The sequence below is a fragment of the Primorskyibacter flagellatus genome (assembly GCF_014638275.1).
Classification (GTDB): Bacteria; Pseudomonadota; Alphaproteobacteria; order Rhodobacterales; family Rhodobacteraceae; genus Pseudooceanicola; species Pseudooceanicola flagellatus_A.
This window is the reverse complement of the sequence record NZ_BMFJ01000002.1, coordinates 664,351-676,522: the sequence shown is the minus strand read 5'-3', so window position 1 is coordinate 676,522 and position 12,172 is coordinate 664,351. Positions and strand designations below refer to the sequence as shown.

At 67.1% G+C, this 12,172-nt stretch carries 11 protein-coding genes; 8 read left to right on the top strand and 3 right to left on the bottom strand.

What is annotated here, in order from left to right; all coding sequences use genetic code 11:
* Positions 1-2 precede the first annotated feature (2 nt).
* The 3 genes from IEV87_RS17615 to IEV87_RS17605 form a co-directional block, all read right to left on the bottom strand.
* Positions 3-1,910, bottom strand: coding sequence for a TRAP transporter permease (locus IEV87_RS17615; RefSeq protein WP_229737684.1), 1,908 nt, complete (start codon positions 1,908-1,910; stop codon positions 3-5).
* A 61-nt stretch (positions 1,911-1,971) separates the two neighbouring features.
* Positions 1,972-3,123 carry a TAXI family TRAP transporter solute-binding subunit gene (locus tag IEV87_RS17610; protein WP_188479122.1) on the bottom strand — a complete coding sequence of 384 codons (1,152 nt, stop codon included), beginning with the start codon at positions 3,121-3,123 and terminating at the stop codon, positions 1,972-1,974.
* Positions 3,124-3,172: 49 nt separating this feature from the next.
* The gene (locus IEV87_RS17605; protein WP_188479121.1) at positions 3,173-3,943 is read right to left on the bottom strand and encodes an enoyl-CoA hydratase/isomerase family protein; all 771 of its coding nucleotides are present in this window, start codon (positions 3,941-3,943) and stop codon (positions 3,173-3,175) included.
* A gap of 174 nt (positions 3,944-4,117) precedes the next feature.
* Here IEV87_RS17605 and IEV87_RS17600 point away from each other — a divergent pair, with 174 nt between their 5' ends.
* The 8 genes from IEV87_RS17600 to IEV87_RS17565 all read left to right on the top strand — a co-directional run bounded on the left by IEV87_RS17600 (position 4,118) and on the right by IEV87_RS17565 (position 12,147).
* A complete protein-coding gene (locus IEV87_RS17600; RefSeq protein WP_188479120.1) occupies positions 4,118-4,891 on the top strand; it encodes an IclR family transcriptional regulator in 774 nt (257 codons plus the stop codon).
* A 17-nt stretch (positions 4,892-4,908) separates the two neighbouring features.
* Entirely contained in the window at positions 4,909-7,008 is a 2,100-nt protein-coding gene (locus IEV87_RS17595; protein WP_188479119.1) for an acetate--CoA ligase family protein, read from the top strand.
* On the top strand, positions 7,008-7,400 hold the full coding sequence (locus IEV87_RS17590) for a hypothetical protein (RefSeq protein WP_188479118.1): 393 nt from the start codon (positions 7,008-7,010) through the stop codon (positions 7,398-7,400). The genes IEV87_RS17595 and IEV87_RS17590 overlap by 1 nt, the downstream gene beginning before the upstream one ends.
* A gap of 9 nt (positions 7,401-7,409) precedes the next feature.
* Positions 7,410-7,796: a MaoC family dehydratase gene (locus IEV87_RS17585; RefSeq protein WP_188479117.1), complete on the top strand. Its 387-nt coding sequence runs from the start codon at positions 7,410-7,412 to the stop codon at positions 7,794-7,796.
* A gap of 15 nt (positions 7,797-7,811) precedes the next feature.
* Entirely contained in the window at positions 7,812-8,726 is a 915-nt protein-coding gene (locus IEV87_RS17580) for an SDR family NAD(P)-dependent oxidoreductase (protein ID WP_188479116.1), read from the top strand.
* Positions 8,726-9,514 carry a citryl-CoA lyase gene (locus IEV87_RS17575; RefSeq protein WP_188479115.1) on the top strand — a complete coding sequence of 263 codons (789 nt, stop codon included), beginning with the start codon at positions 8,726-8,728 and terminating at the stop codon, positions 9,512-9,514. Before IEV87_RS17580 ends, IEV87_RS17575 begins: the two co-directional genes overlap by 1 nt.
* Before the next feature lie 68 nt (positions 9,515-9,582).
* Positions 9,583-10,365: an IclR family transcriptional regulator gene (locus tag IEV87_RS17570; RefSeq protein ID WP_188479114.1), complete on the top strand. Its 783-nt coding sequence runs from the start codon at positions 9,583-9,585 to the stop codon at positions 10,363-10,365.
* A 231-nt stretch (positions 10,366-10,596) separates the two neighbouring features.
* Complete coding sequence (locus tag IEV87_RS17565) at positions 10,597-12,147, top strand: acyl-CoA synthetase (protein WP_188479113.1); 1,551 nt, start codon at positions 10,597-10,599, stop codon at positions 12,145-12,147.
* Positions 12,148-12,172 lie beyond the last annotated feature (25 nt).

The following is a 12,172-nucleotide window of genomic DNA, read 5'->3' as shown; positions in this document are numbered from 1 at the left end:
TCTCAGGCTGTGGCCGGGCGGCGGAAGCGGTGCAGGGCGAACAGCGCCACGGCCACGGTCACGCCGATCAGGTCGGTCACGGGTTCGGGGTAGAGCGAGAGCAGCGCGGCGACGATCACCACGCCGCGTTCCGCCATGTTGATCCGGCCGGAGAAGTAGAGCCAGCCCGACAGTCCCGCCGACAGCAGCAGGACGGAGAAGCCCGCCGTCAGAACCGCCTGCGCCACATGCAGTGCGTCGCCCTGTCCGATCAGCGCGGGCTCCAGCACGAAGAACACCGGCAGGATGAACAGGATCAGGCCAAGGCGCATCGCGGTGAAGCCGGTCTTCATCGCATCCGCCTTGCCGACGGAGGCGGCGGTGATCGCGGCCAGCGCGACGGGCGGGGTGATGTAGGACAGCATGCCCCAGTAGAGGATGTAGAGATGGCTCGCCATCGGGTTCAGCCCCGCCTGCACGAGCGCGGGGGCGAGGATGATCGCGAGGAAGACGTAGCAGGCCGAGACGGTCATTCCCATGCCGAGCACAAAGGAGGTCAGCGCGCCGTAGAACAGCAGGAGGTAGACGTTGCCGTTGGCGTATTGCACCAGTTCGCGGGCAAAGGCCGATCCGACCCCGGTGATGGACAGCGCGCCGACCACCAGCCCGACGCCGGCGAGGATGCCGATAAGCTGGGCGAGCGCGATGCCGGAGTCCTCGACGATCTTCGCGACGGCGAGGACGCGCGGGCGGTAGAGCGGATCGATCAGCGCGCCGACGATCATGATCCCGGTGGCGTACCAGGGCGCGTAGCTTTCCAGCCGCAGGACCAGCAGGACGTAGATCAGCACGGCGAGGGCGAGGACGAAGATCCAGCTTTGCCTCAGCACCGACCGGCCCGAGGGGATTTCGGATTCATCCGCGCCCTGCAGGTCTTTGCTTGCGGCATAGCAGTCGGCCTGAAGCAGGAGCGCGGCGTAGAACAGGAGGGAGGGAATGATGGCCGCGGCGATGACGTCTCCGTAGGGGACAGCGAGGAAGGTCGCCATAAGGAAGGCGGCGGCGCCCATGATCGGGGGCATCAGGGTGCCTCCGGTCGACGCGCAGGCCTCGACGGCAGAGGCGTAGTGCGGGGAATAGCCGGCCTTCTTCATCGAGGGAATGGTGAAGGTGCCGGTGGTGATGATGTTGGACACGACGGAGCCGGAGAGCGAGCCGAAGAGCGACGACGCCACGATGGCCACCTTGGCCGGGCCGCCGCGGGTTCGGCCAAGCAGTTTCAGCGCGAGTGCCATGAAGAATTCGCCGCCGCCGAGCAGGGCAAGCACGACGCCGAAGATGATGTAGCCGATCAGCAGGTCTGCGACGACGCGGAAGGGGATGCCGATGATCGATTCCGTCCCCATGGCGTGCGCGGCGACGAGGCCGGACCAGTTGAACTGGTTGCCCCAGAGGACACCGGGCATGGAATCCGCGATCAGCGGGTAGAGCCCGAAGGTCGCGCAGACCAGCGCCAGAAGCAGGCCGGCGCAGCGGCGCACGGCCTCGATCGACAGGACGAATAGGATGGAGGCGCCGACAGTCGGCCAGAACGGCGCGCTGAAGGACCAGCCTGCCGTCATGATCTTGCGCGCGACGGTGGCGAAGTAGAGACAGACCACCAGCGCGAGGATCGCCATCGCCCAGTCCGCCAGCCAGAGCCAGAGCGGCCGGTCGTTGCGATCTGCCGGGAAGCGCAGGAAGACCACGGCGAGGAAGATGCCGAGCAGCGCGTAATAAAAGGCCGACGTGATCGGCCGCATGCCCGGTGCGATGATCGGCAGAGTTTGCAGCATGGTCATCGCGATGCCCGCCACGGACAGGACAATCACCACGATGCGGGACAGGCGCATCATGGGGCTTTGCGGCGGAGTGATGTCTGCGGTGGTCACGGGCGGTGTCCTTCGGAAGGAAAACGGTCCCGCACGGCTGCGCGGGACCGTTGCGGTGGTGTCAGAGAGAGGCCGTCGCCTTGGCGCGGGCCTCGTCCCAGGCGGCGGCGAACTCTGCCTCGCCAAGCCCCTTGTTCGCGGCGAGGAAGTCGGGCCATGCGGCAACCAGCGCCTCGATCTCGGCCACGGAGCGGTCGTTCCAGGCCTGCTGCTTGTCCGTCCACTGGCCGATTTCCTGCAGGTAGCGGATCGCGCCTTCATGCAGGGGGGCGTCCATTGGCGTGGAGCCGGAGTCCTTGATACCCCATCTTTCCATGATCGGCGCGGCGTCCTTGTAGCCCGGATAGCTTTCGTCCAGCGCCTTGAGGAAGGCGTAGGTCATTTCCGGGTCCGCGTCGTGCATCACCGTGACCATCGGGTATTTGTAGGCGACCACGTCGACCGGATCCTTGCCGGTCACGCCGACGCCGATGGTTTCCTTGTAAGGAGAGAAGATCGGCGCGATCTTGTTCATATTCTCCCATGCCTGGGCGTCGTCGGGGTCGAAGGGCAGCCACCTGATGCCGCGCGGACTTGCCTCAAGTTCCGTCAGGGCTGCAGAGGTGAGGGCGGAACCGACGGCATCTGCCTGCCCCTGGTTCAGCGACTTCAGCGTGTCACCGTAGGAGGGGAATTCGATCACCTCCACATCCGCGCGGGACAGGCCCTTGGAGGCGAGCATGGTGTCGACCTTGATCGCGACCGACGGGTTGGCGGCGGCGTAGGCGAAGCGCTTGCCCTTGAGCTGTTCGATCGACTCGATCCCGCTTTCCGCGGTGACGGCGATGCCGAAGCTGGCGGGGCGGCCGCAGATCGTGCGCATGTTCTGGGGGCCCCAGTCGGCATTGGCGAAGTCAAAGATGCCGCGGGTGGCGAAGAACAGTTCGTTCGCCAGCCAGGCGGTGTTGGCCTGTCCCTGTTTGAGCGGGATGATCCGGCCGACGCCCGAGCCCGACGGCAGCAGGCGTACGCGGGTGCCGTAGTTCTTGATCATGGCGTCGGCGATGGCGGTGGCCTCAACGTAACCGGTGGAGCCGACGTCATAGGTGCTCCAGATCATCGTGTCGGGCAGGCCCGCGGGCTTGTCCTGCGCGCGCAGGATCGCAGGGGCCATGGGCGTGGCGGCAGCCGCGCCAAGCAGGGCCATGGTCTGGCGTCTGTTCAGTTTCGTCATTGTCTTTCCTCCCTTTGGTGCTGGCCGCGTCTGGCGGGGTCCTCTTCCCCTAGCGGCCGGTAAAGTCCGGCGGTCTCTTTTCGAGAAAGGCGCGGCGCGCCTCGTCATGGTCCGCGGTTTCGAACAGCGCGCCCTGGGCGCGGCGTTCGTCTGCAAGCACCGCCTCGAGGTCGCCGTGATAACGGGCGATGATCGGGCGCAGGTGCGCGGCGGGCAGCGGGGCAGCTGGAACGAGGGCGGCGGCCTCCTCCAGCGCCGCCTCTACCTCGTCGCCCTCGGCCAGGATGTCGGCGAGCCCGGCCGAAACCGCCTCCGCCCCGCGGATTTCGCGGCCCGACTGAAGGAACCGCTGCGCCCGTGCCGCGCCGATGCGGCGGGGGACGGACCACATGGCGCCCATGTCCGGGACCAGCCCGACACGTCCGAAACTGGCACAGAACCGCGCGCCGGGGGTGGCCACCACGCTGTCACAGGCCGTGGCAAGCGACATCCCGCCGCCGTAGGCCACGCCGTCGACCGCCGCGACCACCGGCTTGGGGCCAAGCGCGATCAGACGGATCAGGTCATGCACCACGTCCAGCCGTCTGAGCGCGATGTCGACCGGCTGGCCCATGCCCTTGATGTCGCCGCCGGCGCAGAAGCACCCGCCCGAACCGGTTATGACCACCGACCGCAGGCTGGTGTCGGTATGGGCGGTGCGCAGGGCCTCTACCATCATTCCGCGCATCTCGTCGGAGAGCGCGTTGCGGCGGTCGGGCTGCGTCATCCGCATGACAAGGGTCACGCCCTCGCGCTGTGTCGACAGGCAGCCGGCGCTCATGCTCCGGATCTCCGGACAGGCGATTCTGCGCAGTGCCGCGCGCGTCTCATGCAGATTTTCCTCCCAATAACAGCGCCTTACCCCGCTCTCTCCGGCCGGGGCCGGTCACGAGGGGGCTTGCGTCGTTTGTTCCATTCTTTATAACGAAAGCCATTCGGACAAGAGAAAAATGACATGAAGGCCCCGGACCCCCAGAAATACGTCGGCGCGGTGGAGAGCGCGGTGAAGATCCTGCGGCGGCTGGCCCAGATCGATGCGCCCGAGGGCGTGGCGATCATCGCGCGGGAGACGGGGCTGAACGTTTCCACGACCTACAATATTCTGAAAACGCTGGCGAAAGAGGGTTTGGTCACCTTCGATGAGCAGACCAAGGGTTATGCCATCGGAATGGGTGTGCTGGAGCTGTCCGCGCCGATGCTGGGGCGCAATCCGGGCGACATGATCCGACCGGTGATGGACCGGATCGCGCGGGAGCACGCTGTGCTGGTGGCGCTGTGGACGGTGACTCCGAACGGGCGAATCGTGCTGTCGGACCGGGTGGTGCCGGTGGACGTGGTGCGGGCGGACATGCGGCCGGGGTCGCGCCTGCCGGATCTTGTCGGGGCCGTGGGGCGCTGCGTGGCGGCGGTGCGCGGGCTGGACCGGGAAACGTTGCGCGACGCCTATGCAGGGCTGCGCTGGCAATGCGATCCGGGTTTCGACGCCTATTGGGACGATGTGCAGCAGGCGCGCGTGGACGGCTATGCCTTTGATTTCGGGCACCTGTTCCGGGGTCTCAGCATTGCCGCCGTGGTGATCCGCGACATCGAGGGCGCGCCGCGGCTTGGCCTGTCGGCCATCAGCATCGCGGAACAGATCGAGGAGGCCGCGCTGCGGGAGGCGGCGGTGGCACTGAAGGAGGCGGGGGCGTTCATCGAACTGAACGTCTTTGGACGACGGGACGGCTGAGGGGGAGTCGGGAGGAGATGGTACAGGACAGCTCGGGCCCGCTCGCGGCCTTCTTCGCGCCGCGCTCCATCGCGGTGATCGGTGCATCGGACGATCCGGTACGGATCGGCGGACGGCCGGTCGATTTCTGCAAGGCGGCGGGGTTCTCGGGGCCGCTCTACCCGGTCAATCCGACGCGGGAGACGGTCCAGGGGCTGAAGGCCTGGCCGTCGATCGACGCGATACCGGGAGAGGTCGACCTGGCCGTGCTGGCGGTTCCGGCGGCCCGGGCGGAGGAGACGCTGGAGGCCTGCGGGCAGAAGGGCGTGAAGGCGGCGGTGATCTTTTCCGCCGGATTCTCCGAAGTGGGGGCGGAGGGCGCGGCGGCGCAGGCGCGGCTTTTGGAGATCGCGCGGCGGCACGGGATGCGCATTCTCGGTCCGAACTGCCTTGGCTGTTATTCCGGGGCGAGCGGGGCCTGCGCGACCTTTACCTCGGGCCTTGAGGGCGGGATGCCCAAGCGGGGCGGGATCGGGCTTATCACCCAGTCCGGGGCCTATGGCACGCATCTGCTGTCCATGGCCAAGACCCGGCGGCTCGGCGTGTCGGGCTGGGTGTCCACCGGGAACGAAGCCGACGTGACGGTTGCGGAATGTCTCGAACACATGGTCGACCAGCCCGACGTCACGGCCATCGGTGTCTACATGGAGGGCGTGAACGATGCGCCCCGTCTGATCCGGGCGTTAAAGCGGGCGCGGGAGCTGGGCAAGCCGGTGGCGATCATCAAGGTCGGATCGTCGGAGGTCGGGGCGGTCGCGGTCCAGTCGCACACAGCGTCGCTGGCCGGTTCTGACGCGAGCTTCCAGGCGGTGATCGAACAATATGGTGCCGTACGCTCGCGGACGACGGAAGAGATGTTCGACACGCTCTACGCCGCCTCTGTCGCACCGCTGCCGACGGGAAAGCGGCTCGGTATCCTGACGGTGTCCGGCGGGGCCGGGGTGCTGATGGCCGACGCGGCAGAGCTGCACGGCATGACGGTACCGCCCATGCCGGAAGCTTCAGTCACAAAGCTGCTGGAGCGCAATCCCTTTGCCTCTCCGCGCAATCCGGTCGACATCACGGCGCATGCGCTGAACGATTTCGACCTGATCCCGGAGTATCTGGCGGAGATGATGCGCGCCGGGGACTATGATGCCTATACCGGGTTCTTCACCTCATGGACCGCGTCTCCGGTTCTGGGGCCGCGCCTGCGCAAGGTGCTGCTTGAAACTCTGGAGGGGTCGGGCAGGCCATTTGCGCTGATCGGGCTGTTCAACGACGAACAGGCCTCGGAATACGAGGAACGCGGCGTGCTGTGCTTTGCGGATCCGTCGCGCGCGGTCTCTGCGCTGGCGATCATGGCGCGGTTGGCAGACGGGTTCGGGCACGGCGGCGACGCGGCCTTGCCTGTGATCGGCGATCCGGTCATCGCGGCGGCGCAGATGGACGAGGCGACCGCGAAGGCCCGGCTCGCGGCGGCGGGCATTCCCGTGCTGCCGGAGCGGGTCGTCAAGTCGGCAGAGGCGGCGGCGGAGGCGGCGGAAGAGATGGGACTGCCGGTCGTCCTGAAGATCGTGTCGCCCGACATCGCGCACAAGACGGAGGTCGGCGGCGTGGCCCTTGGCCTGGCCACGGCAGAGGCCGTGCGGGCCGAGGCCGCGCGGATGCTGACGGAGATCCCGGCGAAGGTGCCCGGCGCACGGATCAGCGGCGTTCTCGTCTCGCCCATGGCGGGCGAAGGGGTGGAACTGATCGTGGGGACGCAGCGCGACCCGGCCATGGGCCCGATGGTGATGGTCGGTTTCGGTGGCGTGCTGACGGAAGTGCTGGAGGATGTGGTGCTTGCCCATGCTCCGGTCAGCGAGGCGCAGGCGCTCGGGATGCTGGACCGGCTGCGGGGGACACGGATCCTCGACGGGGTGCGCGGTCGGCTGGGCGTGGACCGGGCCGCGGTGGCCGCGGTGATTTCCCGCCTGTCTGTGCTGGCGGCGGCCAATGCCGGGAATGTGGAGAGCATCGAGATCAATCCCCTGCTGGCGCGAGAGGACGGCGCCGTGGCGCTGGACGCGCTGATCCTGCCGGCGGAGGGCGCGTGATGAACGATGAGATGTGGACCTTTGCACGGTTCGAACCGGGACAGTCCTTCGGCACCGTGACGATCCCGCTTGATGCGGAACGGGTGGCGGGCTGGGCGGCGATCTATGGCGCGCCGCAGGGCGATGCCGCACCGGACGGGCTGATCGTGGCGGGGATGATGGAGGCCTACATCCGTGCCATCCAGCCGCGCCCCAAGGGCAATGTCCATGCTGCGCAGAAACTGGCGTTCTCCGGTGCCGCGTGCCGGATCGGGGAGGAGGTGGTCTACCACGTCTCTGTCCTGTCGGCAGAGGAGAAGCGGGGGCGCAACTGGGTCGGTTTCGGCATCCGTGCGGAGGCCGGCGGGCGCGACCTGCTGCGCGGCGAAATCCTGTCGATCTGGGCCGCCTGAGGAGATCAAATGAGCTTTCCCGATACGATCCCGCCGCTCAGTATCCGCCCCGGCCCCGAGACGGCAGAGGCCTATGCGGCGCTGACGCAGGACTGGAACCCGATCCATCTGGACGCCGATTTCGCCGCCGCCACGCCGTTCGGCAAGCCGATCGCCCATGGCACCATGGCGCTGAACCTGCTGGTCGAGGCAGTCGCGCGCGCGGGGTTCAGGATCGCGGAACTGGACATCCGTTTTACCGCTCCGACCTTCGTGGGCCAGGCGCTGACTGCCTCTGCCCGGCGGCGGGAGGGGGCGGAGTATGCGGTCGAGGTTTACGCGGACGGTGAGACTGCCGTGCTGACGGGCACGGCGACTTTGGACATGCGGGGCACTGGCCCGGACACTGCAACCTAGGTGAGGACACAGAACATGGCAGAACTGCTTGACGGCAAGGTGATGCTGGTGACGGGCGCGGGGGGCGGCATTGGCCGTGACATCGCGCTGGCGGCGGCACAGGCGGGGGCTTCGGTGGTGGTCAACGACCTGGGCGCGAGCCTGAAGGGCGACCGCGAAAACGCCGGAGCCGCGGACAAGGTGGTGGCCGAGATCGAGGCGGCGGGCGGGCGTGCCATCGCCAACGGCGGATCGGTCAGCGACCCCGACGCGGCGCGGCAGATGGTCCGCGACGCGGTCGACGCCTTCGGGCGGCTGGACGCGGTGGTCAATAACGCCGGGATCCTGCGCGACGGTTTCTTCCACAAGATGACCTACGAGGATTTTGACGCGGTGGTGAAGGTGCATCTTTACGGGTCCTTCAACACCTCCCGCGCCGCCGCCGACCAGTTCCGGGAACAGGAGAGCGGGGCGCTGATCCACATGACCTCCACCTCCGGGCTGATCGGGAACCTGGCGCAGGCGAACTACTCCGCCGCGAAACTGGGGATCGCGGCGCTTTCCAAGTCGATTGCGCTGGACCTGAAGCGGTGGAACGTGACCTCCAACTGCATCGCGCCGTTTGCGTGGAGCCGGATGACATCGTCGATCAAGGTCGACAGCCCGGAGCAGGAGGCGCGGGTCAAGAAACTGCAGGAGATGAAGCCGGCCAAGATCGCGCCTCTGGCGGTCTACCTCGCCTCGGACCGGGCGAAGGATGTGAGCGGTCAGATTTTTGCTTCGCGCAACAACGAGATCTTCGTGATGAGCCAGCCGCGCCCCGTACGGTCGGTGCATCGCGGAGAGGGCTGGACGCCGGAGACGGTGGCCGATCACGCCATGCCCGCCCTGCGGGCCGGGTTCGTGCCGCTTGAGGTGTCGGGCGACGTGTTCAGCTGGGACCCGATCTGATGCCGAAGCGGAAGGACAAACTCACCTCTGCCATCGGGTGGAGCACGCCGGACCGGATCAATGTCCACGGGCTCGACCTCCCGTCAGAGGTGCTGGGGCATGTGAACCTGGGCGACATGGCGTTCATGCAGGTGACGGGCCGAAAGCCGGACGCGCGGGAATCGGTCGTGTTCAACGCCATCGCAGTGACGCTTGTGGAACACGGGATCACGCCATCGGCGCTGGTGGCGCGGCTGACCTACATGGGCGCGCCGGAGTCGCTTCAGGCGGCGGTGGCGGCGGGGCTATGCGGTCTGGGCACGGTGTTCGTCGGGTCGATGGAGGGGGCGGCGAAGATGCTTTACGCCGCGCTTCCGAAAGGGACGGATGGGGCGGACCTGCCGGCTATCGCGAAACAGGTGGTGGCCGATCACAGGGCGGCTGGAAAGATCGTGTCGGGTTTGGGTCACCCGGTGCACAAGCCGGTCGATCCGCGCGCGCCCCGGCTGTTCGAGATCGCGGCGGAGAACGGCATGTCCGGCGACTATGTGGCCCTGATCCAGCTGATCCAGCAGGAAGCGGAGGCTGCATCGGGCAAGGCCCTGCCGATCAACGCGACCGGGGCGATCGGGGCGATCTGCTGCGAATTCGGATTCCCGGAGGAAATCATCCGCGGTTTCGGCGTGATGTCCCGCGCCATCGGTCTGGTCGGGCATATCCTCGAGGAAACGCGCGACCCAATGGCGTTCGAGATCTGGCAGCGGGCGGAGGAGGAGATCCTCGAAACCAGCGGACCGGGACGGGGGTAGTCCCCCGTTGACAGGCGCGGCTGGCCATTGTCCGATGCCGGACGGTGTTGTCCGGAGGAAATGGCCAGATGGTGGAACGCGGGGGAGAGCCAGTCAAGCGTGCAGTGCCCGCCGTCACGCGCGCGGTGGCGATCCTGCGTCACCTCGGCCGGGCGGATGCGCCGGTCGGGGTCAATGCCATGGCCCGCGACCTCGGGCTGGTACCCAGCACCTGCCTGCACATCCTGCGCGTACTGGCCGACGAGGGACTGGTGCAGATGGACCCGGAGACCCGGCGCTATTCCATCGGCGTCGGCATCCTGCCGATCGCCCGCACCGCGATCCAGCGCAATGCCTTCATTCCGATGGTGCAACCGCATCTCGACAGCCTGTCGCAGGATTTCGGGGCGACCGTGCTGGCGACGCAGGTCACCGAGGCCGGGCAGATGGTCGTCGTTGCGATCAGTCAGGTCGAACAGCGGTTCCGGTTGCAGGTCGATCTCGGCAGCCGGTTTCCCGCGCTGATCTCGGCCACGGGCCGCTGCTACGCGGCGTTCGGAACTCTCGGAGAGGCGGAGCTTCGCAACGGTTTCGCCCGCCTTCAGTGGGACAACCCGCCGAGGTTCGACGCCTGGCTCGAAGAGGTCGCGGAGGTGCGGCGGCAGGGTTACGCGGTGGACAGCGGGGCCTACATGTCCGGGGTGACAGTGGTTGCGGTGCCGTTCCTGAATTCCGCCGGGCGCATGACCCGCAGCCTCGTTGCCATCGGCATCACGGAGCGTATGGCGGCGCAAGGCATCGACCGGCTGGCCGGGGCGATGATCGCGGCGCGGGACGAACTCGACACGCTTGCGGTTGGCGGTCAGGGCTGATCCCGGCGAGTCGGTAAATTTCATTGCCTATGGACAATGACACGGTGGCGCGCAGGCCGCCGGAGTGGAGGGGATTGCGCAACTGTACCGAATGCAGGGGTTTTCGCATATCTGAAAACTGCTTGTTGTACATATACAATAGATTGCGCGAATTGACAATAATTCGGGCGACTCTCACCCTTGTGGAAACGGGTCCGGGTGCTGCCGGCCCGGACCGGAGGAGGAGAGGATATGGCCAAGCTCACGGACTACACGTCCTACGCCAATGCACAGGCGCAGTTCAGCCCGCAGGCGCTCTGGGACCTGTTCGACGGGGATCGCGACCAGCTGAACATCGCGCATGAATGTGTCGACCGGCATGCAGGGACGGATGCGGTCGCCCTGCGCATCGCGCACGCGGACGGACGGGACGAGATCGTGACTTTCGACGAACTCTCCGCGCTGTCGTCACGTATTGCGCACTGGCTCGCCAGTCAGGGGGTGGCCCGGGGCGACCGCGTGGCCGTCATGCTGGAACCGACCGCCGCCTTCTACGGCGCGATGTTCGGCGCGATCAAGCTGGGGGCGGTCGCGGTGCCCATGTTCACACTGTTCGGGCCGGAAGGCATACGGTTGCGTACGGACGATTGCACCCCAAAGCTCCTGTTCACAAGCGCCGACAAGGCGGAGGAAGCGCGCGCCGCCGGCGGGACGGAGGTTGTCGTCGTGGACGACGCCTTCCTCGCCGCGCTCGACGGGTTACCGGCGGGTTTTGCGGTGAATACTGCGGGGAGCGACCTCGCCGTCCTGCAATACACCTCAGGCACCACGCGGGCGCTTCCAGCGGCGGTAAAGCACAACCACCGGTCCATCGTGACGTTGATGGTGGCTGCCCTTTATGCGACGGGCATCCGCCCGGGCGACCGGTTCTTCTGCCCCTCCTCGCCCGCATGGGGTCACGGGCTGTGGCACGGGACCTTGGCCCCGCTGGCGCTTGGCGTGTCGACTGGCACTTTTTCGGGCCGGTTCGATCCGGTCCGGCTGTGCAAGGCGTTGTCCGATTTCAGGATCACCAACCTTTCGGCGGCGGCAACGCATTACCGGATGATGCGCAACTGCGGCAGGGCCGAGGATTTCACCTATCACTTCGACAAGCTGACCTTCACCGGAGAGCCGATCGACAGCGAGACCGCCGCCTATGTGGAAGGTCTGTTCGGCACCACCGTCCGGTCGATGTACGGCACGACGGAGATCGGTGTCATCCTTGCGAACTACCCGGGTGCTGGGGATTTCGCGGTCAAGGACGGGTCGCTCGGCAAGGCCGTTCCGGGCAACGTGGTCGAGGTGCATGACGCGACCGGCAAGCGCGCGAAGCCCGGCGAGATCGGTGAGCTGATGGTCATGCGCAAGGGCGAATGGTTCCCGACCAAGGACCTCGGCCGGATCGACGAGGACGGGTATTTCTATCACGCGGGCCGGGCGGACGATGTCATCATCTCGGCCGGGTGGACGATGAGCGCGGTGGAGATCGAGGACGCGATCCTGCGCCATCCCAAAGTGGCCGAGGCCGCCGCGATCGGCGTGCCGGACCCTGTGCGCGGGCAGGTGGTGAAGGCCTTTGTCGTGCTCAAGGGCGATGCGACCGACGGGCTGACGGAGGAGATTCAGGACCTCGTCCGGCAGAACCTGTCGCGCCACGAATATCCCCGCCACGTCGCCTTTGTGCCCGACCTGCCGAAGACGCCCGCGGGAAAGGTCAACCGCAAGATCCTGAGAGACAACGAGGCGCAGGCCGCCGCCTGAGCCCATCACATACCGGAGGAGTATC